The sequence below is a fragment of the Pedobacter miscanthi genome (assembly GCF_003315595.1).
GTDB classification, from domain to species: Bacteria; Bacteroidota; Bacteroidia; order Sphingobacteriales; family Sphingobacteriaceae; genus Pedobacter; species Pedobacter miscanthi.
Window position 1 is genome coordinate 295,759 of the sequence record NZ_QNQU01000002.1, and the last position, 21,249, is coordinate 317,007.

17 protein-coding genes and 2 pseudogenes are annotated in these 21,249 nt (G+C 41.3%); 1 reads left to right on the forward strand and 18 read right to left on the reverse strand.

What is annotated here, in order from left to right; all coding sequences use genetic code 11:
* Window positions 1-78: 78 nt before the first annotated feature.
* From DRW42_RS03240 to DRW42_RS03265, 6 genes and pseudogenes are all read right to left on the reverse strand, one after another.
* Window positions 79-888 carry a PRTRC system ThiF family protein gene (locus tag DRW42_RS03240; protein ID WP_113947406.1) on the reverse strand — a complete coding sequence of 270 codons (810 nt, stop codon included), beginning with the start codon at window positions 886-888 and terminating at the stop codon, window positions 79-81.
* Window positions 885-1,583 (reverse strand): PRTRC system protein B, encoded by a 699-nt coding sequence (locus DRW42_RS03245; protein WP_158544265.1) that lies wholly within the window; start codon window positions 1,581-1,583, stop codon window positions 885-887. The genes DRW42_RS03240 and DRW42_RS03245 overlap by 4 nt, the downstream gene beginning before the upstream one ends.
* A complete protein-coding gene (locus DRW42_RS03250; RefSeq protein ID WP_113947408.1) occupies window positions 1,576-2,430 on the reverse strand; it encodes a hypothetical protein in 855 nt (284 codons plus the stop codon). Before DRW42_RS03250 ends, DRW42_RS03245 begins: the two co-directional genes overlap by 8 nt.
* Window positions 2,388-4,880 (reverse strand): TraG family conjugative transposon ATPase, encoded by a 2,493-nt coding sequence (locus DRW42_RS03255; RefSeq protein WP_113947409.1) that lies wholly within the window; start codon window positions 4,878-4,880, stop codon window positions 2,388-2,390. The genes DRW42_RS03250 and DRW42_RS03255 overlap by 43 nt, the downstream gene beginning before the upstream one ends.
* Before the next feature lie 296 nt (window positions 4,881-5,176).
* A complete protein-coding gene (locus DRW42_RS03260; protein WP_113947410.1) occupies window positions 5,177-5,500 on the reverse strand; it encodes a DUF4133 domain-containing protein in 324 nt (107 codons plus the stop codon).
* A gap of 3 nt (window positions 5,501-5,503) precedes the next feature.
* A pseudogene (locus tag DRW42_RS03265) lies at window positions 5,504-5,593 on the reverse strand (DUF4134 family protein); the annotation flags it as partial.
* Between the two features lie 733 nt (window positions 5,594-6,326).
* Here DRW42_RS03265 and DRW42_RS03270 point away from each other — a divergent pair.
* Window positions 6,327-6,587, forward strand: a pseudogene (locus tag DRW42_RS03270) (hypothetical protein); the annotation flags it as partial.
* A 46-nt stretch (window positions 6,588-6,633) separates the two neighbouring features.
* Here the strand turns inward: DRW42_RS03270 and DRW42_RS03275 are convergent.
* The 12 genes from DRW42_RS03275 to DRW42_RS03330 form a co-directional block, all read right to left on the reverse strand.
* The gene (locus DRW42_RS03275; RefSeq protein ID WP_113947412.1) at window positions 6,634-7,917 is read right to left on the reverse strand and encodes an HlyD family secretion protein; all 1,284 of its coding nucleotides are present in this window, start codon (window positions 7,915-7,917) and stop codon (window positions 6,634-6,636) included.
* A 7-nt stretch (window positions 7,918-7,924) separates the two neighbouring features.
* The gene (locus tag DRW42_RS03280; RefSeq protein ID WP_113947413.1) at window positions 7,925-10,144 is read right to left on the reverse strand and encodes a peptidase domain-containing ABC transporter; all 2,220 of its coding nucleotides are present in this window, start codon (window positions 10,142-10,144) and stop codon (window positions 7,925-7,927) included.
* A 45-nt stretch (window positions 10,145-10,189) separates the two neighbouring features.
* A complete protein-coding gene (locus DRW42_RS03285; protein ID WP_113947414.1) occupies window positions 10,190-10,819 on the reverse strand; it encodes an FkbM family methyltransferase in 630 nt (209 codons plus the stop codon).
* 12 nt (window positions 10,820-10,831) lie between these two features.
* Window positions 10,832-11,758: a glycosyltransferase family 2 protein gene (locus DRW42_RS03290; protein WP_113947415.1), complete on the reverse strand. Its 927-nt coding sequence runs from the start codon at window positions 11,756-11,758 to the stop codon at window positions 10,832-10,834.
* A 21-nt stretch (window positions 11,759-11,779) separates the two neighbouring features.
* Window positions 11,780-12,706, reverse strand: a complete 927-nt coding sequence (locus tag DRW42_RS03295; protein WP_113947416.1) for a glycosyltransferase family 2 protein — start codon at window positions 12,704-12,706, stop codon at window positions 11,780-11,782.
* A complete protein-coding gene (locus tag DRW42_RS03300) occupies window positions 12,703-13,569 on the reverse strand; it encodes a glycosyltransferase family 10 domain-containing protein (protein ID WP_158544266.1) in 867 nt (288 codons plus the stop codon). The genes DRW42_RS03295 and DRW42_RS03300 overlap by 4 nt, the downstream gene beginning before the upstream one ends.
* A 10-nt stretch (window positions 13,570-13,579) precedes the next feature.
* Window positions 13,580-14,425 (reverse strand): hypothetical protein, encoded by an 846-nt coding sequence (locus DRW42_RS03305; protein ID WP_113947418.1) that lies wholly within the window; start codon window positions 14,423-14,425, stop codon window positions 13,580-13,582.
* Window positions 14,419-15,945: a hypothetical protein gene (locus DRW42_RS03310; protein WP_113947419.1), complete on the reverse strand. Its 1,527-nt coding sequence runs from the start codon at window positions 15,943-15,945 to the stop codon at window positions 14,419-14,421. Before DRW42_RS03310 ends, DRW42_RS03305 begins: the two co-directional genes overlap by 7 nt.
* Window positions 15,946-15,962: 17 nt before the next feature.
* Complete coding sequence (locus tag DRW42_RS03315) at window positions 15,963-17,240, reverse strand: TlpA disulfide reductase family protein (RefSeq protein WP_158544267.1); 1,278 nt, start codon at window positions 17,238-17,240, stop codon at window positions 15,963-15,965.
* Between the two features lie 79 nt (window positions 17,241-17,319).
* Window positions 17,320-17,550 (reverse strand): hypothetical protein, encoded by a 231-nt coding sequence (locus DRW42_RS03320; RefSeq protein ID WP_113947421.1) that lies wholly within the window; start codon window positions 17,548-17,550, stop codon window positions 17,320-17,322.
* A gap of 145 nt (window positions 17,551-17,695) precedes the next feature.
* Window positions 17,696-19,267: a cysteine peptidase family C39 domain-containing protein gene (locus tag DRW42_RS03325; RefSeq protein ID WP_113947422.1), complete on the reverse strand. Its 1,572-nt coding sequence runs from the start codon at window positions 19,265-19,267 to the stop codon at window positions 17,696-17,698.
* A 525-nt stretch (window positions 19,268-19,792) separates the two neighbouring features.
* The gene (locus DRW42_RS03330; RefSeq protein WP_113947423.1) at window positions 19,793-20,818 is read right to left on the reverse strand and encodes a LacI family DNA-binding transcriptional regulator; all 1,026 of its coding nucleotides are present in this window, start codon (window positions 20,816-20,818) and stop codon (window positions 19,793-19,795) included.
* Window positions 20,819-21,249: the final 431 nt, after the last annotated feature.

A 21,249-nucleotide genomic window follows, 5' to 3' on the forward strand; every position in this document is an offset into this window, starting at 1 on the left:
GTCCGAAGGACGGCGGCCGGATAAATTATAACAATCTGGCCCTTTACGATCACATTGTTATATCCACCTTATTTTTTCCTACACCTTTATTGCGGTTGTTTTAAAACCCGCAAGGTTCAGAAAGAATCCCCTGTAGCAGAGCATACCTGTGCGGAACATTGTCCATAAAAGCGAAGCCCCCAAATCTGCCAGGCTTGAATTGATGAACAGATCCTGCCTGCCCAAAGCCTGCGCCAGGGAACAGCTTGGCAGCTCGTCTTCCCCTGAGGCTTCCAATAAACTCCCGTATTGTTCAATAATTGTCGGAAGTGTGCCGATAGTCCGGAACTTCTTGGATTCGGGCTGTTTGATTTCTCCAATGGTGGACAGCAGCACCTGCCCTGAATCCCTGCTATTCCCAAAGTCCATCCAGTACATCGGATTATCCCTGTGTTGCCCTTTCAGTGCTGTTTCAGCGAGCAGACCAGCAATACCCAATCTCGCAGCTACCGTATCTACGCAGGATAAAGTAATATTGGCTGTCGGTTGGTCTTTCACATGATCCAGTTGACCGGAATAGGCGCAATCAAATGCTTCCCACGATGTCCCAAAAAAACGGTTCACCCGATTGATCAGCGCAACGGCTTTGTTCATTCCTATTTCGTGGTGTGAAAAAAGCTGTCTGCCCAAATTTGGTTGTTCCACGCTGTCGGGGTCAAATGCCCTGACCATCAGCCCTGCATGGCCGAGCTGCATAAGCGCATGGTTAATCCTTGCCAGTGCCGTCAATAGTACACTTCCTGTACCGCCCACACCAATCAGATTGACCGAAAAGGGGTTAGTAGGATGCAGAAAATAATGTGGTACAATGTGTATATTTTCTCTATCTATGTTTTTTTCCGTTTTCATTTCAGTACGTCCATTAAAGTTTTTGCTGTGCTGTTCATCTCACCTACAGGGAATTTCTGCCCCGTAGCGGTCTGTTCTTTCCAAAGCCTGTCCAAATCCCCCTTGAAAGCACCACCACCAATCAGGTGGCTAAAGGTGCTATCAAAGAAATAGTGTTCCCACATTTTCAAAAATGTACTCAGACTACAATCGGCTGGGATTTCGATTTTCACATTACCGAAGCACACCGAAGCGTTTTCATACACATTGAAAAAAGGGGCATGATACAACGCAGTTTTTTCCTTTGGTCTTTTATTATCTGCCAATGCCCATACCGATAGCTGTTTTCTGTCCGCTTTCCATAACATGGGGGGAACATAGGCTATACCGTCAGAAATATGAAGCCCCTTTATAAAATGCAGTTCTTTTTTCATCATCGGTGTATGCCATACCGCGCTTCCATCCTTCCCTGTCCTCAAATGCAGGACGCAGGATGGCAAAAGCCCCCGATGATGCAAAAAGCTTTCCCCTTTCACCTGGGCGGAATCGAGTGCTGATGCCAATGACTGGCTTTCCTTTAGCGAAAGCGGATGCGCATTTAAGGCCATCCCCTTAGCATCAAGGTCATGGCTTTCGATGTAATAGCTGTTATCGCTTTCTGCCCTGTAAACCATTAGTGCCTTAAAGGGCACATACAGGTCAGTGATTTTATCCATTAGGTTCTCCATGTTCCAAATCATATAATACATCACTCAATCCATGCAGGATTTCAAAAAGCCTGCGTTCATAATCCATATCGTGCAGTGGATATTCTTGCCTGCTCTCAAAAAACTGGATGCTAACAGGCTCTTCAATTACCCCATATTCGTTGAGTTCGGCATTTACCGTATCGAACAGGTGATCCTGCAAACAGTCCACACCGCTCCAGTAAAAACAGAGGTACTGCTCTGCCCTGATATACCCATCATCGTAATCAGTCTCTATGGGCGGCCGCATCCTCTCCATAACCGACCGATCTGGATAATCCCTTTGCAAGGCCACAAGTTTATTGGCGCAATCCAAAAGATCGGTTTCCGTTTGGGTTTTAGCCTTGAAACGCCTTACACGCTCCTCAAATTCCATTACCTCTTTTTTTGCCGACATCCTGCCCAAAGTATAATCCCCCCTGGCATACATCATTTCAAAATGATCGGTCATAAACTGCCGTTCCTGCTTATCCTCGCTGTAATCATCATCGGTCACCCATTCCTCGATCATTCCGTAAATGCCTTCGAGATACACATAATCCTCCCTAAAATGGGGTACACCTGTAATCTGATACAGGTAGGCCATTACGGAAAGCAACAGGTCTGCAAAAGCCTTTTGTTTACGGGATTTTAGCAGGGCGTAAAGTGGGGAAACAGGCAAGTAAAAAAGCGTCCTGCCTGTATCGAAAGTTTTTACCGTGACTAAGCACCTGCGTTCCTCCTCTTGCAGGAATACCAGTTCCAATGCCGCTTCCCTGCTTTCCAATTGTTTTTTCAGCCTGTTAAAATCCTGTATAATATTGAGCGGATAAGGCATATCCCTATCTCTGCTGCCAGCATCTCTATCCCCTTACGGATCGACCCATACCGTCTCGCATATTCATAAACTTTCAGTTTCTCCGACTCTTCCGTCGTATAGGTTAAATACTCCTCAAGCGATACTTCCGTCCTATACACCTGCGAATGGTTACCCAATACAAAAGCCACTTCTTTATACTTCCTGCCAGGCTCATTAGCCCTATTCATCGAAAGGATTAATGATTTATCCTTGTCGGACAATCCCAGCAGCGCCTGTATCTGCTCAAACCTGTTCTGGTATTTGCTCTGATCGAGCAGTATCTTACAGTCAGCATTATTGATGATGGCCTGTTTAACGATCGGAGAGGAAATAATATCTTCGATCTCCTGCGTCACCACCACGGCCTCACCAAAGAACTTCCTGACAGTCTTAAATAAATATTTAATGTATTCCGCCATGCCCTCTTTGGCAATCGCTTTCCAGCATTCCTCGATCAGGATCATCTTACGCACGCCTTTAAGCTTTCTCATCTTGGAAATAAAAGATTCCATAATGATCAGCGTCACCACCGGAAAGAGTATGGGATGATCCTTGATTTCATCGAGTTCGAAAACAATAAAGGGTTGGTGTAACAGGTCCAGGTTCTCCCTGGCATTGAGCAGATAATCAAATTCACCGCCCCGATAATACGGCCTGAGCACATACAAAAAATTCTGGATATCAAAATCACGGCTGCTTACTCCCCTATCTCTTAGGGCCTCTGAATAGCCAGCTCCCAAAAACTCATAAAAGCTATTGAAACATGGGAAGACATCACCTGAAACGGACAAATGCTCAAAATACATCGTCAGCGCATTGCTCAATCCCACATACTCTGACCTTCTGTATTCCTCATCCTCCTTCTTCCATAGCGATAGCAAAAGCGTCTTCAGGCTTTCCTTCTTCTCGGTATCCAGCACTTCCCCTTTGCTCAAGTAAAATGGATTAAAAGCTATGGGATCAGACTCACTGTAGGTAAAGTAATAGCCACCTACCAGCTCACATAAGCCGCGGTAACTGTGCCCAACATCAACGATCAGCATGTGTGTACCCTGCTCAAAATAACTGCGTTCTAGGTGGTTGGTAAAAAAGCTCTTCCCACTGCCACTTCCACCAATAATGAATTTATTACGGTTAGTGATCCAGCCCTTTCTCATCGGCTCATCAGAAAGGTCTACATGCAAAGGCCTTCCGGATAACCGGTCCCCCATCCGTATCCCAAAGGTAGAAAGCGAGGACCTGCAGTTACCCTCCAGGTTAAAAAAGCAGGCCGCCTGCTCTGGGAAAGTATCAAAGCTGTCGTTCATCGGAAAATCTGCCCCGTTGCCCGGTATCCCTGCAAACCAGATCTGTGCCGCACCTTCACTTTCCTGCTTTGCGACAGCATCCATCTTTGACATGGCCGATGCCACCTTGTTCTTGATCTCCCTTCTCACCGATATATCCCTTGACCAGGCCAAAACATTAAAATGCGCCTTAACCGGAATCCTCGACATCGCAACAGCTTCCGACAGGTAATCATTTACCGCATCCCTAGCTACCGCATTTTCCCTGGAATAACCCGCCAACGATCCCAAACGCAGCTTTTTAGCTTCAAGCCGCTTGATTGTTTCCTGCGCGTCACCCACAAACACATACTGGTTACAGATGTGCTCGCAGTCCAGCAGCTGCCCCAAAGGCGCTGCAAAACCGATCGAAAACCTGCTCTTATCGGTTGAATAAGCATCATAGTCGATCCTGCTTCCACAGATTGCTGGCAACGATTCCACATCGCCCAGCGTATATAACTCCAAAGGCAGATCCCCTACCTCCAGGCCATCCTTTACCCTGATGTCCCTGACCACACTCATCTCATTCTGGCCCAACAAAAAACAGTATTTTTCGATCAGGCCAGGTTTTACAGCGGTGCCGGCCAGTGCATCATCACCCAAAGCCTCAAGGCTCACAAAACCGCTATCCACCAGAATCTGGCAGAACTGGCTGCACCTGTCCCTGAAATCTTCCATAGCGCTCCTTTCCACCGCCTGCACCGGAACTAAACTCTTGCGCAGGATATTGCTGTAAGCAGAACTGGAAAGCTTTTTCCCGGAAGGACGTTTGCCCAGCATCAAAAAACAGCTGTGCTCAAGATATTCCCGCTCGGCAAAATACCGCTCTGAAGACCTGGACAAAAATGCATCCCCACAAGTCTCAAAATCCGCTTTCACCTTTTCCCGCATGAACCAGTCCTGTTTGTGTAAAACCGAATAGGCTGGTAATACCCTGATCGCACGCACCCATACTTCATGGAAGGCTTCATAGTCGCTCGCTGACAGGGAGAATATCTCCGGCAGTTTCAGCTCATAGGCATAAGTGATATCTCCTTTGCGCGAAAGGATGCAACCGTTCTCGATCTTGTAGATGGGAAATATGTTCGCTGATTCGATCATAAGGTGGTTACTTAAAACTTAATTATTTATTTTTTTTTGACCAGGTTATGCCTCGCTCTCACCCCGTCCCACATCCTCGCCCCTTACCTGAGTATCATTTCTATTTGCCAGGCGAAACCAGGTTCTAACCCAGTGCAGAATCATTTGACATTTCAAGCTTTTATTTCGCAATGGGTCAGAACCAGGTTCAAACCCAGCCGATAAAAACTCTTATAGATTTTGCTTTAGGCCGGCCCTGGATCAAACCCGGTCCATAAAAACTATCCTTCAGGCATTCAGAAGAAAATTTGTGCAGCTCATGTCTTTACTTTTAGCGAAGTAAAAGTCCTCCTCGAGCGGAAAACAATCACTTTAGGCAGCGACCTCCTCGCCAGGTACTTCATCAGCCCGTACTGCACGAAACGCCTGCTCAAGGCAAACACCCCATAAAACAGCAGCGTACCCAGCCCCAATATCACCGGCAACACCAGAAAAAGCGACAGGCCCAAAATGTACAGCCCCGCAAAGGTGATCAGCAAGCCCACCAGCCCCGAGGCCAGGTAAGCGATATACTGCGCTTTTAATCCCTTAAAAACGATTGGCCTAGAAACACCTTTATTGATCTGGAATACCCTTGCCATAGCCTATATCCCGAAAAACGATTTCAAAACAGTGGCCACGACCACCAAAAATATACAGCTCCCAAACCATGCCGCTGCCAGTTTATTCGTATCGGTAGCCATCTCTCTAAAACCTGCATCCGCACGCATTCTCAGCGTCCTTTTACGGTATGTGGTAAACAGCAGTCCCAAACACCACAGCAGCCCGACTGCCCCATGACAGCATAAAAACTGTCCCCATGTAAATTGTGCCAACATAATCGTAAATTGTTCACCCTAGCCCTATTGCCCTGGCGACAGTACAAAGTTGCTTCACCGACAGGGCGTTAGCAGGTAAAATGGGGTCAGTACCCTGATATATTTTACCCACTGTTATTTTACTCCCCTAGTTTCCAAACCTAAAGCCTTACCGTAAAAATCCCCGCCGGGCTTGAAAACTTTCGGAATGGGAAATAGGTTAGGTTAATCTGGACAATAAAAGAAGCCATAATATTTTCCGCACAGCAACCTCAATCGTTTTACACGTGGCTGGACTAATCGTTCTGCTCTGATTTTTATATAAAGTACTCAGCGTGCTGCTGCTTGGGATTTTTGCGGTTGTACTGGGAATTATCATCAATGCCCCCGGTGAGCAGGTTGCAAAGGAGAGGGATGAAACAATGGCTAGCCGCCTCATTGTTTTTACATTGATCTTTTTTACCGCCGGACTTCTTAGGTGGATGGTCCGTACCCCATTTAAGCGATCAGCTCGATGTCTTTCTTTTCGGAACTGATTTAAAAGATTGGTTTTTATATCATATCCATTCGCCGGCGCTTGTTGCATTATCGGTAGGCTACTGGGCTCTGGTTACTGATCTTCTTTCTGCTGCTCGATGAGCTAGTAGCGGATTTCCTGATGCCAAAGTTCAGGTCTTCTACTATGAATATCCGACCGATGCGCTCGCTATTCCTCCTACTGGTAATGGGCGCTGCTTTCGGCCTGACAGGTGGCTTACTGGCCACACCGATGGCTGCGGTAACCAAGGCTATCTTGACGGGTTCTATACCAACTGCCAACTTACAGGATCCGGAAGTCAAAAGCCGCGTTGATGCTGTGGTTTATCCCTAGCAATACAATCCTGATATACAAAATTGGTAAAGTAATATACTTTTTTTTATTCTTTACCATGCATCATTTTCGTAATGTTTCTAAAAAACCGTTGCAGTAAAGTACTTTCCTCCGTAATGATCTCGGCATCCGCCTGCATGCCGTTCTTAAGTACAATTTTATTTAAAGGATCCTTGATTTCGAAATTATCGAAATGAATTTTTGCAATAAATACACTATCCCGATAGGCAACATCCGAAATATAGGTTAGCCGTCCCCTAATCATGCCATATTGCTCAAAAGGGAAACTGCGCATTTTAATCAAGGTTCTGTTCCCAAGATGGATTTTACCCATGTTATACTGCGGTATCTGTACTTCACCAAAAAAATTTACATTCCCCGGGTTGACAACAAATACTTCTTGGTTTGCCGCAATATTTTGATTTTCTTGAACAATACCTGCATAACTCAACCTTCCCGTTACCGGAGACATTAAAGTGTACTTTAACAGCCAAGCATCACTATCTGTAATACATTTATTCAATGCTTGTATGAACCTGGCCTTTTCATCAGAAATAAGGTGCTTTAACTCAAATAGCTCCTTCTCTTTTGATGCATATCCAATAGCGTTATTTAAGATCGCTGTTTCTGTTTGCTGCAAGGGATATTTAGCCGCCAAATATTTATTTTCCTGCAGGGTAAATTCACTTCGGGATATTACGCGATTTTTATAAAGTTTCTGGTAAGCTCGGTATTCTTCTTGCTGGTTTGCAAATTCCTGCAACTGAACCTTTTGTTGCGTAAAAATCTGGCTTTTCAAAGCATTGTAGTTTTTGAGATCTTTATTTATGAATGCCATTCTGTCTAAATAGTATCCATTAGTTTGTGTTGATCGGTATTGCAGGTATTCCTGATGAAAGTTCTGATAGCTACCTTGCAGCTCTCCAAGATTTAGATCCGTAGGCAAATTCTCCAATACACTAACATTCAGCACACTGATCTGTAGCTTTTTGAGATATTTATTTAGTCTTAGTATGTCATCGGCATTTGCGGTGCTTTCAAAATAAGCCAATAACTGCTTCTCTTTAACCATTGCGCCATCAGGAACCAGTAACTTTGTCAATTTTCCACTCTGTACTGCAAGCACTTGCTTTGGCGAATTAAGGCTATTTACTTTGAGATTTGTCCTGACCACATCCGGGTATTCGATTAAAGCAGACATCAGAACTATTCCAATCAAAATGGTAAAGACAAGCGTTATTCCCCAGCGCAAAATCCAGGATGGAATACTAGTGATTATCTCCTGAACCTCTTCACTATTTTCCTCTGTGTATAAATATTCACGCGGCATTGTTACTCTAATTTTCTAGTTCTAACTGATTTCTCACCAATTGGTAATACTCACCTTTATTTTTGGTGAGCTGGGCATGGGTGCCCTGTTCGATAATCCTACCCTTATCTAATACGATAATATTATCCGCATTCTTTACTGTACTAAGCCGGTGTGCAACAACAACCACCGTACGATGCTTAAAGAAATTTTCCAAATTTTCCATTATTACTTTTTCATTATTCGCATCCAATGAATTAGTCGCTTCGTCAAAAAAAATATATGTTGGATTCTTGTATACCGACCTTGCAATAAGTATCCGTTGCCGCTGGCCCTGGCTGATCCCGCTTCCTGCCTGTCCTATTTTCGTATTGATTCCCAGCGGCAGGCTTTCGACAAAATCATTGATATTTGCAATCTGAATAGCATGATCCAGTTTTTTTTTATCAGGATATTCATCCCCAACAGCTATATTCCTCTCGATTGTGTCTGAAAATATAAAACCGTCCTGCATGACAACCCCACATTCTCCGCGCCAGAAGCGATAACTGACCTGCTCAAGGTGGGCCGCCCCAACCCTAATCTCGCCCTTTTGAGGCTCATAGAAACGCAGCAACAACTTTAATATGGTTGTTTTTCCGCTCCCACTCATGCCAACAATTGCCGTCGTTTTCCCTTCCGGTATATTCATGCAAATACCTGAAAGTACAGGTTCGTTTCCTGCCCCTGGATAAGTAAAGGAAAGATTGTGGATCCTTATCCCTTTATCAGTCGGTAATTCCTTTAGGAAAACACGCTCCGAAGGCTCCTCATCACCCATTTTATGAATTTCATTCAATCGCTCAAGGCTTATTTTTGCGTCCTGTAACTGTTGTAGAAAACCCAAAAATTGCTCAACTGGGCTATTCAACTGCCCAATGACATATTGGATAGCCATCATACCTCCCAAAGTTAGCTGCCCATCGATAACGCTTTTTACTACAATAAACGTGATCAATATATTCTTGCCCTCATTGATAAAAAAGGCACCCGTTTGCTGTATCTGGCCCAATGATAGGCTCTTGACGCTAAACTTAAATAAAACAGCCTGAATCCGTTCCCACTCCCAGCGTTTTTGCTGTTCACAGTTGTTTAATTTTATTTCCTGAATCCCAGTAATTAACTGCATAATAGTGCTTTGGTTTTTTGCTGCCGCATCAAAGCGCTTAAAATCCAATTCCCTGCGTTTTTTCAAGAATAAAACCACCCAAATAGAATATAGAATACTGCTGAACAGAAAAATAAGGAAAATACTGATATTGTACCAAGCAAGCACGAAGGCAAACACCAATAAATTGACCATTGAAAAAATAACCGTCAATGTTGACCCCGTTAAAAAGCCTTGGATACGCCCCTGGTCATTCATCCGTTGCAAGATATCTCCTGTCATTTTGGTATCGAAGAAGCTCATCTTAAGCTTCATCAGCTTGATGATAAAATCTGTAAGGATTGAGATATTGACCCGTGTACTAATATGAAGCAATATCCAGCTTCTAATAAAATCCACACTCATCCGGCCTAAAAACAGCATGGTCTGAGCAATGAGAATCATATACACGAAGCTGATATTTCGGGTATTTATCCCGGTGTCGACGATACTTTGCGTTAGAAAGGGAAGAATCAGTTGCAGCAAGCTTCCAATGAGAAGTCCTATAAATAACTGTACAATAAGCTGTCGATACCTACGCAGATATCCCATTAAATATTCCAGGCTTAAACCATCATCCTTATCTGGCTCCTGCATAAAAAAACCAGGTGTCGTTTCCATAGTCAAAGCAATACCTTCCTTACCTTCATCACCTCGCCTGGATATCCAATGTTTTATAAACTCTGAAAGAGTGTATTCGATTAAGCCTTTGGCAGGATCAGCAATATGATACCTTTCGGAATGCCCATTTCCCTTAAAAATCAAAGCATTGGTGTCAGATATTTTGTATAACACCACGAAATGATTCTGATCCCAATGTAACACTACCGGAAGCTCTATTTTCTTAAGCTTTTGAGGACTGACCTTAATACCGCTGGTCCGGAAACCAATTTTTTCTGCTGCCTCGCTTATGCCCAGCATCGAAACGCCGGATTTACTCAGGCCCGAGATTTCCCGAAGTTTCTGCAAACTCACTTTTCTGCCATAATGTGCTGCAACCATCCGTAAGCAAGTTGGTCCACAATCCATTTGGTCAGGTTGTTTAAAAAATTTAAAGGCCATTTATACTTCTTAAAAAATTAAAGGTTGAGATATCGATTTAAAGGTTCATAGAAGCACGAACACGTCGTCCTCTCCTATACGAGCTACCTTTTTATATCCTTTGAATACCATATATTCATTAAGTCCAGTATTATGATAAGTATTCTCAACTGAAATAACCGAAATGGAAGTTTTTGAAAAATCAATACTTTTTATTATTGAAAATTCACTGCCTTCAGTATCAATGCTCAAATAGTCGATGTGTTCGATAGAATGGTCCAGAACCAACTGTTCAAAAGTATAGCAATTAACAGGCATGATTTCAGATTGCTCGCCAAAACGTTTCAATTCATTCTCAATTCTCAAAAGATGCTGCGAACTGAACTCTCTTTTCAGACCGCTTAACATTTCCATTTTACCAGTCATACATAAAAATTCCTCGACTCCCGGTTGTGTTGAGAGACAAGCATTCAGTGTTACACAACTTCTATTTCGTTTAAGGTCAGGGTAAACTTTTGGATTGGCTTCGATACATATTCCGTTCCAGCCCCTTTTAGATTCAAGGAAGTAGGTATTGCTATACTTGATACCATCATAAGCTCCGATCTCCATAAAAAAACCGTTACGCTGTTGGTCAAATATTTCCAGGTCAATTAAAAAATCCTGGCCGTTCTGTGAATAATAAGTTCTATTCATGATGGGTTTATTTTAGTTAGAACCGGGATTGCTGGTATGGTCACGGAACGACATGCTTGCTAATAGCGCTGTACTACGCCCTAAGAATCTCATCAGATTACCCATCCACAAACATACCCAGATTCTTGGCAGGCTATCCAACATGTCGAGTTCGCCTCTATGGATAATGAGTTGTTTGATAACGAGCATTTTGTAAGGCCGGAGATTTTCGAGATTCATACGCCGGATCCGAATCGCGGAATACCCCTCCATCCTCCAAAACCTTAGGCTTCCGTAGCCAATCCTAAAAGATTTTTTCAAAAACTGGATAAGCCTCTTAGCAGGATAAAAAGCAATTGCCTTTTCACAATAACCAATAGTCAGTCCATTCCTGGTTGCTCTTTTAGACCAGATCGCATCACCGTTCGAGCGTATTTCCTCATCGAACAATCCGTTTACTTCAAATGCACTGGCTCGTATAAATGCATTACCACCAGGCAATCCACCAGACTTCACCGAATTCTCTACATTAACGAACACCAGCGAGTCCGCTATCTCGGAAATACGGTAGGCATCAGAAAACTCAAAAATAATCCTTCCCGCTACCATATCTGTTTTGTTTTCGTTAAGGCTTTTGACTCCCTCTTTCAACCAGTTCTGTGCCGGAAAACAATTTGAGTCCAATAATACAATGATGTCCCCCAAGGCGTTGCTTATACCGATATTTCTGCAGGGATACGGGCTTTTGTACCCAGTGAACTCAAACAACCTGGTAAAACTAAAATCGGTTAAAAACTTTTTGAGACTCGATAGGTTTTTAGACCCATTATCGATTACAATCACTTCAAATTTACCAATGGGATAATCCTGGATACTGATACACCTGATACAGCGCTTTAGTCTCTCCAGGTTATTAAGGACAGGGATTACGATTGATATGAAATCATTTTTATTGTTCATTGTATTATTGGTTATTTGATATTATGATGATGCCACTGTGTCTGCGAATACTTTAAAAACAGTAATTACATAATCGATTTCTTCTTTTTCTGCACCAATCCTCCTGAGCACATTTAAAAACTTGTTTTCCCAATTGATGACTGGGTATTTCACCATGTTAACGTAGAGTCCCAAGGTTTTACTGATAAGAGTTTCAAAAGATTTTATCACTTCATCCTTCTCATCACAACCTATCCAGGCTACTACCTCTGCATAGTAATCGGTAATCAGATTACAACTTGCATACAGCGCATTCTCGACTTTATGTGCCGTAAACGATCCTTTAACGTATATCGAATCTGGTCTATCGGCTCCAAATCTCATCCTTGCTCCCTTAAGGAGAGCACGTATATTAATTTCTACATCCTGTAGCCGCTGATAGGCTTCATTCCATCCGCCGATCTTTTTGATAAATACCCTGTCCCAAACCACTGAAGTCGTGTGCCATGGTATTTCATGTCTTATAAAAGCAGATATTAGTTGCGCAGGGAGATCGGACTCCCGGGAGAAAAGACCAGTTTTCATACTACCGTCCGAAATTTCGGTCTTAAAGACATACATATCATAGTCACCGTTATCATAAATGAATTTCATCCGATCTGATATACAATTTTCTTCCAGAAGATCATCGGCATCCAAAAATATCAGTCGGCGAGATGAACTCATGGCAATTCCTAGATTTCTGGCGGCATTTGCACCTTTTTTCTCAGAGTTGAATATTTTGAACCTCTTGTCCCGCTCTTTGAAGCTCCTGTATATATGATCAGAACCGTCGTCCGAATGGTCGTTCACAACAAGGCATTCCCAATTCATTTCAGTTTGATATGCCACCGAAAATAGCGTATTCTCTAAAAATGCCACGGCGTTGTGGACAGGTATGATTATACTAAATAGTGGAACTGACATCATAATTTGCAAATGTTCAACAGATCTTTCTCATGCGCGGCAAGCCAGATCAAGTTCATTGGATGGAGGGTTGTTAATAGACGTTTTTTTTGGGCCCTGATGTACCTGATACTTTTTGACCATAAATTATCGCTGATAGATCGAATGATCGTATCTATAGACTCTTGTGGACGTCTTATATTTATCTTTACGAACGAGCGTTCGTCTATGAACGATTCAATGTCCATGCAGCCATCATAAAAACATAGGTTCTCCGCAATGATGGGATCAATTATCTTTTCGGTGAAATAACCATATTCAAACGAGTTTTCACACGCCAGATGATATTTGTACGGCCAGAGTCCTTCATATTTATCTATTATTCCACCCCGATAATTATCGATATTGGAAAAGTAAATTTTCCCATGCGATTTCCCCCAGATATCCAGCCCTTCGTCAATCATCTTGTCCAGGTAATAGACAAATTCCAATCTCGCCTGATGTCCGCTTAGATAATTTAGATCACTTGTAATAATAGACAAAAGCTTATTTTTACGGATAGGGCTTCCTGAGCCTTCAAAATCAGTTCTCCCCAAAATTTCCTTGGGGAACCAGGGCAAGGGAAGATACATCTTTTCAGTCCTACCAATTGAATGGGTAACCCTATTAGGTGAAGCAGGTGGTTCAGTTAACATGGTGATACATTTCACAGGATCATAGTCAACCGTATTTTTGTGTGGGCTTGTGAAAATAATCATCTTATCGTAGCTATTGTCTGTAACAAATTCCAAATCTTTCCAACGAAAGTTTCCGGACAGGTATCTTCCCGAAATCAGTGTTCTCAAGCTTTCATCATTCCTTGCAAAAGTGGTAAGTCTAATTTTCATGCATTTTATTTTATTTAAGCCAGGCTTCCCTCCAGCCATACTGATTCTCACTGTCTAAAGACATCAGATGGGTGTAGATTCTCCGGGGATCTTGGTGGATATTTCTTATTTGGTCTTGCAGTTCTATCTCCACTTCCCGATACATTTCCGATTTGCATCGTGGCATAACATTTAAAATTGATCTCCAAGCCGTCAGATGATTCAAGGACTCCGATTGTCGCAAACGCTTATCTACAAAGGCGTCCTCAGTTATTTTTAAAATGGCTGAGATGGCCCTGACTACAGTTTGGTTACCGATTTTGGTTGGTTCAATTTTTGAAAAGAGCAAGAGGATTTGGCTCAACACGACAACGTTATCACGATTAATGCCTGCCTCAAATATTAAAGATTCTGTCTTTTCACAGATTCTTTCAATAAGGATACATAAACACTCAACATTACATATCATTCGGAAAAACAAGTCGTGAGTTTGTTGATTTGAAATTCTTTTATATAGATATAGCGCCATTCCTACATCACCACCCTCCAGTCCAAGATTTGGATTTTTTTTCATCAATACATTCAGGTATACCTGGTCGTCAAGATCCATAAGAAAACTGTGGGTATCCATTTCGATGATACTATTAGCGGCAAGGTATTCGGTCATCCATCCGAAACCAATTATGCCTGATGAAAAAGTCCAGTCATTCAGGTCAGCGATCTCTTCAGCGATCTGATAAAAAAGTTCGCTAGCCTTTTGCTTCAAAATCAAGTCTCCTGACTTCAACCCTGCAACACTGTAGGCCAGGCACAGGCCGAGCTTACCACAATGCAGCCCGGATCCCATGAGGTTCAATTTTTCGAGATCTGCTAACATACATATCGATATGCGGTATCTTCAAGATAAAGTACCCGTTGTAGGAATCCCAAATTAGTAGATTGATCAGTCTGATCATCGATTAAGACATCTAGAATTTCGGTTAGGTAAATTTTACCTCCCATCATGCAACTCACATCAAAACCATATGGTTTCAGGGTTAACATTTTCCCTTCGTTCTGGGTGAAGAGATCTATATCCAACAGTTTTGCAAACATAGAATGGAAAAGTGTATCTATTTGCAAAATCCGTGTATATGGAACTACCACCACGTCTTGAGCTTTAACCATTCCACAGGCATTTGCTAACTTTTCTATACTGATAAAAATATTGTAGGATTGAACTATTATAAAGTTTGAGTTTATCTTGGGTATTATCTTCGCCCTTTCCAGGGCCGAACAATGTGAAGGGACAAAATAATATTTTACATTTTCATTAATGCAACAATCACTCACATGTTCGCATACGCCCACCTCCAGCACAAGGATATCACAATCGATGTTGGTCTGTAAATATTTCAAAACTGTTTGAAACTGCAGGACATCAAAAGCGTGGTTAGTCTGGCAAAGAATGACCATGGTAACATCCAGCATTTCCATTCTCTGTACCAAGTTGGATCCCACATATGCTGCAATTTCCCTAATCACCAGGAAACTGGCCGAATCACGGTCGATATGTGAAAAGTCATCAAAGAACGGTGTACAATGGTGGTAATTATTTTTCCTGAAAAAACATTTATTGGAGAGCGGAAGACTCCCCGTATAATGCACAATCATTTTTGCAGCATCGATAGGATCGTTTGCCCATAAAAAATCCAGTTCAGGATGCGTTTCGGCGTCAACTCCTATCCTGGCAGCCTCCCACCACAAACACCAAATATCGGCACACCAAGCTTGTAGCTTTGGTCCGTCCACTATCTTTTCATTATGCTCGCTAATCAGGTTAAACATTTTTTCACAGTTTTCCTCAAGGTTACTCCAAAAACGACTGGTCAAAGATTTCAAAATATATTGCGCGCCTCCCGAGTGATGACTGCGATTCACGATCAGTTCAGATGGAACCCCAACCAATTGGCACATCTTTTCAAAAAGTTCCTCACCGCCAACCTTTTTCAGGTGACTCGGCCCTGTGTAACTAGCTGTGTCTGAACCATACCACTTTGGGTCATCTGTGAAAGAACCAAAATGGGGTAGTTTGGTGAAAATGATATCAGAGTCATGATAGAATATAACATCACTTTCCAACCACGGAAGTTCATGAAAATGCTTTGCTATGATGTGCGGGCGTATTGATGAGGCATATCTGGTTGCCCTTCGAGTGTCACCATAGCAGAAAAAACTTGCTTGTTGGTTAGCGCTTATAAATTCGGAAAAGAATGGGGACAATCCTTTTGTAATATCATAAGCAATAAGCACATGGATATGCTCCGAAGCCACGCCAAGCCTGTTCAGATTATTTAACAACAATTTAATTTGCCATAAAAAATAAAAGCTATCGGGCTGTGCAGATAAGTAGATCATATGAAAACAGCTTTTAATCAGTTAGTCTCACTATCGGAACCAGCTTTCCTGTAATAGTCCCGTATTTTTTCTTCCAGGCCGATAATCCTATATTCATCATCGATTTTATCAAATTTAGATATCAGCGACCCATTTTTATCAAATAAGAGGATACTGGGAATGTAATCAATATTCCATTTTCTGCCCAGGGGTATCCCATCGGGATTTTTTAAGTCGTCTATTGTGAGTAGACGATTAGGTATATCCCTAAAGTTGATAAAAATATCGTATCCATTTTTTTTAACAGCTGATATCCAATCATCATTCCTCTTATCAATTGATATTGTGATGACTTGTAAACCATTCCTCGAATATGTATTATATATTTTTTTAAGATTGGGACTCGATTTGATGCATGGAACGCACCAACTTGCCCAAAAGTCAATTATAACCAGGTTCTTTCCAATGAAATTACCAAGTTTGACTGTTCGATTCTGGTCATTTTGTAATACAACTGACTCAAGATTATAGTTATTGTTAAAATTGACCAACTGATCCCCTGCTAATCGGTTATTAATCCTGAGTAAATTATCTTTTCCTAATCTACTTTCCTTTACATCTCCCGCAAAGCCTTGGTAAATTGATTTGATCAGAGAGATTGGGATAGACCGGTCAGTAATAAATTCGGTAAATAGATATGCACTGGCATAAGATCTAGGATGGTTTTTAATAAAATCTATTTTATTGGATTTGATATTTTTAAGCACTCCAGCTAATTTGGACTGTAACTGATCCCGTTGGCCTACAAGCATTGTAGTGGTATCGTTATTAGCAGACATTTTTATCCTGTTATTATATATAGCCCTTTTCATTGACAGGCTCTTCATCTCCAATACAAGTTTACTATTTTGCTGACCTAACAGATCCATGTCTCTTTGGGTATCAGATCCTGTAATTTTAGCATGAGGAAAATTGTTTTCGGCAATAGAAATCGACATTTTTTTAGGTTCAAGAAAGAATCTTACGGTATTGGGATCTTCATAATTTTTGGTTTTTACCATTCCTGTCAGCATTGCCAAGGTCGGTTGTTCGATATTACCTTGAAAATTTAATTTGCCATCTCTGATGTAACAGGTGTCGATTATGTTTTTACCTTGATTATCAACAAAACGAAGGACGACGAATTTGGTTGAATCACCCGTTAATTCTCCCGATATTTGAAATGACTTATCAGTCACTGTTTTTTGTGCTGCACAATGCAAAATCGCCAGGCTAGAAAGCACCCATCCTACAAAAAAAACCAAAACTACTCTCATAAACATCTTGTTCTTCTTTCTTACTAAAATTATGTTTTATTTTTAACAAAGTTGTGCCGGAGTAAATCCGGCACAATTGTTATTCTTTTGGCCCACATTCCCCCGGATCTGTCGGAGCTCCCCCTACATTCTTGCAGGAAGGACAATCAGACACCTCGCTACATCCGGTATCATTGAAACACGAAGTAACAGTTGCACATCCGGTTGAACTTGTATCAAGATTAAATCCGCCAAGCACATTTTTCAGTTGGCTACGAGTAAGAATTTCCCCATCAAGAAGAATTTCCTTTTTTAAAACTAATTTTTTCATAATTTTCTTAGTAATTGTTTTGAAATAATAATCTCAAACGCCCGATTATTTAGGCTGCACAGTTTTATAACCTAGGCTGGTTAGCGGCACTTCCGTTTGCAACCGTAAGTGTCATTATTGTACAATTTCTTTGGATACCCTGAGCCTATGCGATAAGGTACTCTATATCGTCCAATCTATAAGGATGGGAGAGTCTCTGTCCGTTGATAAAGAACGTGGGTGTATTTGTAATTTGCGCATCAAACAGCCACTCATTCTGGATTTTCGTTACTTTTTTGATAGCCTGTGTACTTTTAACGGGATACTTGTTCATCAGGAATTCTAACTTATGCCCGTTCTGGTACCAGTCGTCTATAGCTTCTGCTATCGTCCCCGAGTCATTTGTCTGCAAACTTAAAGCACTGAGGTATTCAATCACTTCGATCCTTGGGTCATTAACATAGGCAGAAACTGTGAATATTATCTCCAGTGAAATATCATCACGATAGCTCAGCCATTTTCTCAACGTTTTATGGGCTTCGCCACAGGGATTGCAATATAAATTGCTTGCCATTGTTATTGTTGTTCTGGCTTCAGGGCTCCCTAGTTTTATGGACACAAGGTTTTCTGGAATGTCAAAATGACCACCTATCGCAAGGAAACTATCAAAAAGCTTCGTGTTATTTTTGAAGCCATTTAACTGTTGTTTCATAAAATCAGTTTGATAGGCTTTAAAAAGCATGGGTTTAACCAATGCCCAGAGGGATACAATTATCAGAAGAATTGAGACAAGGGTAATGATGTGTGCTGAGGAGAAACCTGTCAGTTCAAAATGTCCGGACAGAGCAAATGCACCTGCGTCCAACCAAAGTATTGCCTGTACACTACAGCATAGAACACACCAACTTTTTTTCAAGTACTGATAACCGATAGAATAAAAAGAATATGGCAAACAAGCCAAAGCAATCCAAGAAAGTATATTGGCTGAACCAGGACTGAAGATGATAGCGGTGATGGTAAAGGAGAAATAAAACAATCCTATCTCACTCCAACTCAGCCAGTCCGTAAGATTCGCTGCAGAGGATTTTAGTATTGTATTGCACCCATTTTTCTTTCCGATACTGCAAAGATTTTCGATAAAGGGGTTTTTTGAATCTATGCTGTGACCGATTAAAAATATACTAAAAATCAACCCGGCTGTTTTCAGCAAAAGATTTGTCCATAATTTGGAATTAGTAATTTCAATCCCAATAAAAAAAATGGCACTTAACACACATATGGATATAAAAAATGGCAGTCTAGCCTTTTCCAGATAGCCCATAACAAGATTCTGAAAATACAATTGTTCACCACTTGTAGCATCCTTTTCAGCATAAAGCGCTATCCCGTCCCATTCCTTGTAAAAGTTTTCTTCACTTATCCCTAATTTATTTTTTTTACCGTCACTGAAGTGTACATTGCCATCAGAAATATTGGTGACCACGATGAATTTACCAGGATTATCTGATTTAAGTCTACAGATAAAAGGGCTGGGCAGGTCTTTTTTGTTGGCAAATCCAGGTTTCACCTTAAAGGCAATATTTGGAATCCCAAAATTCGACAGGCCATCTGCCATGCTGAGCATACCTGGATAATCCGGATGGTTTGAAAGGCGTTTTTTTATCGAATAGCCACTTACACGTGCGCCAAGTTCTTTTACCAGCTTTTCAACAACCAAGACACAGTTAACTTCATTCATTAGGAGCGTTTTAAGCGTTAAAACTAAACTATTAGTGATGGCAATCTAAGCGTTTTTTTTTCTTACTATCACTACAATATTAACGCAAACGTTTGTTTTCTGAAGATCAATATCATTCAGAAATAGCCCTATATCAATCAAAACCTGTAACCTTACGCATACAATTCAGTATCCATTAAAAAATGATGACTCCTATTCGATCATTTTACAGGACAAACGATTAAGTAATGATAAATAGTCAGTAATTTAATTCCAGTAACGATTTTTCAACTATCTTGAACGGTAATACCATTGCAAGCATACCTGGCCTAGTTATTGTGAATTGGCGTAATGTGAATACTTATCATTTACACAGCGGTGGGGTTTTATTTTGACTCATAATAACCGATGCAAGGATGGGGAATGGGCTATTCTAAACAGGTTTAAAATCATGATTTACATTGGTAGCTTGCAAGCTTTTATATTATCTAAGAACATGACCCATGCTGAATCTTCCCTAACAGCTTTGTCAGGCAATTAGATCATCTATTTGCCTGTTATCATTTTGGTTGATTCTCTTTTAATCAGGTTTGCGGCAACTTTCACCCTGCAAAATGTTTTTTCATCTGCCCGCAGGCCCGTTAGTTCCCTAAGAAGTATATCTACAATACTTTGTCCAATATTCTCGGCCGACTGGGAGATCGCTGTAACCGGTGGGGAAAGATATTTAAGGAGGTCAAAGTCATCGAATACAATAATGCCTTTTGTTTTGAATATGTTTATTTTATCCCTTAAAGCGATCTTCAGTACAACTTCCGTTAGTTGGTAAGATGCAAATATCAATGCTTCCAGATCGTCTATGGCATGATAGAAATTAGCTGTTGCAACCATCGAAGAAATTCCCTCATCCAGCCTGATAATGACCGGGATGATATTGTGATCACCCACGGCTTTCAAGTAACCGTCCAATCGCTCTGACGCCCCACCTTGATTGCTATGCGAGGTGACAAATCCAATTTTGGATAATCCCTGCGTAATGAGATGCAAGGTTGCATGACGTACTGCGTTATAGTCATCAGTTAATACATAATTCGCTTTGAGGTCCGCAAAGCCCTGGCCGCAGATCACAACCGGTATATTTGAGGAAATCAGTCTCTGCAGTTGCTCCTTCAGGCTAGGAATCCCAGCTATAACATATCCATCTACACACCTGCCCTTTAAGATCTTGAGCGCGTTTTGAAAATTCCTGCCTTCTTTTCCCAGACTGATCATCAAAATAGTGTATCCATGATCAGCCATTCTGCTCTCTAAAAAGCTCGCGAGTTGTGAAAAGAAGGGTAGGGAAATATCACTGACAAGAAAACCGATGATATGTGATCTTCCCTGCCTAAGATTTTTTGCAAGGGTATTTGGCTGGTAACCAAGCCTGGATACAGCACTAAGAACCCTGTTAATCATCCCCTTACTAATATTTTTCTCAGGACCTTTGCCATTGATCACAAATGACACTGTTGCAGTTGATACACCCACTATCTGCGCAATATCCTTCATGGATATTTTCGTTTTTTTCATAAAATATTCCACCAGAAACTGTTTTTTCTCCTTCCCAGTTTAATCCTGTTATATAGGATAAATTGCTAGCTACATGTTATTCCAGGCACGATAAAACTCGCTTATTATCAAAAAAAAAAAGGGGGAAAATTGTAAGCAAAAGGATAGAAAATTGGCTCTAATTGGTTGTTTATCTTAGGCAGTATCGGGCACGCTCTAAATTTTTCTTTGTAACTGAGCGTAGGATATTATTAAACCAAACTGGATACTCCGCTTCGTTAAGTAAAAAAATCCGCGACATCTGCCCTTGGTATCTATCCTAAACTTGATTACCTTTTACAACTTGTGCTCTGGTCACCGGGGCATCCTTAAACTGTTTAAAAACAGGCAAGCAAAAATATTTTAACCAGAGCACAATAAAAGCTCCATTATTACGCTAATATTACTGAGAG

What these genes read in the sequence shown, in the direction of transcription:
- DRW42_RS03275 (WP_113947412.1), bottom strand. Translation starts at nt 7,917, where the DNA reads ATGCCGCGTGAATATTTATACACAGAGGAAAATAGTGAAGAGGTTCAG.
- DRW42_RS03250 (WP_113947408.1), bottom strand. Translation starts at nt 2,430, where the DNA reads ATGCCTTATCCGCTCAATATTATACAGGATTTTAACAGGCTGAAAAAA.
- DRW42_RS03245 (WP_158544265.1), bottom strand. Translation starts at nt 1,583, where the DNA reads ATGGATAAAATCACTGACCTGTATGTGCCCTTTAAGGCACTAATGGTT.
- DRW42_RS03320 (WP_113947421.1), bottom strand. Translation starts at nt 17,550, where the DNA reads ATGAAAAAATTAGTTTTAAAAAAGGAAATTCTTCTTGATGGGGAAATT.
- DRW42_RS03240 (WP_113947406.1), bottom strand. Translation starts at nt 888, where the DNA reads ATGAAAACGGAAAAAAACATAGATAGAGAAAATATACACATTGTACCA.
- DRW42_RS03315 (WP_158544267.1), bottom strand. Translation starts at nt 17,240, where the DNA reads ATGAGAGTAGTTTTGGTTTTTTTTGTAGGATGGGTGCTTTCTAGCCTG.
- DRW42_RS03305 (WP_113947418.1), bottom strand. Translation starts at nt 14,425, where the DNA reads ATGTTAGCAGATCTCGAAAAATTGAACCTCATGGGATCCGGGCTGCAT.
- DRW42_RS03255 (WP_113947409.1), bottom strand. Translation starts at nt 4,880, where the DNA reads ATGATCGAATCAGCGAACATATTTCCCATCTACAAGATCGAGAACGGT.
- DRW42_RS03325 (WP_113947422.1), bottom strand. Translation starts at nt 19,267, where the DNA reads ATGAATGAAGTTAACTGTGTCTTGGTTGTTGAAAAGCTGGTAAAAGAA.
- DRW42_RS03260 (WP_113947410.1), bottom strand. Translation starts at nt 5,500, where the DNA reads ATGGCAAGGGTATTCCAGATCAATAAAGGTGTTTCTAGGCCAATCGTT.
- DRW42_RS03280 (WP_113947413.1), bottom strand. Translation starts at nt 10,144, where the DNA reads ATGGCCTTTAAATTTTTTAAACAACCTGACCAAATGGATTGTGGACCA.
- DRW42_RS03330 (WP_113947423.1), bottom strand. Translation starts at nt 20,818, where the DNA reads ATGAAAAAAACGAAAATATCCATGAAGGATATTGCGCAGATAGTGGGT.
- DRW42_RS03295 (WP_113947416.1), bottom strand. Translation starts at nt 12,706, where the DNA reads ATGATGTCAGTTCCACTATTTAGTATAATCATACCTGTCCACAACGCC.
- DRW42_RS03300 (WP_158544266.1), bottom strand. Translation starts at nt 13,569, where the DNA reads ATGAAAATTAGACTTACCACTTTTGCAAGGAATGATGAAAGCTTGAGA.
- DRW42_RS03310 (WP_113947419.1), bottom strand. Translation starts at nt 15,945, where the DNA reads ATGATCTACTTATCTGCACAGCCCGATAGCTTTTATTTTTTATGGCAA.
- DRW42_RS03290 (WP_113947415.1), bottom strand. Translation starts at nt 11,758, where the DNA reads ATGAACAATAAAAATGATTTCATATCAATCGTAATCCCTGTCCTTAAT.
- DRW42_RS03285 (WP_113947414.1), bottom strand. Translation starts at nt 10,819, where the DNA reads ATGAATAGAACTTATTATTCACAGAACGGCCAGGATTTTTTAATTGAC.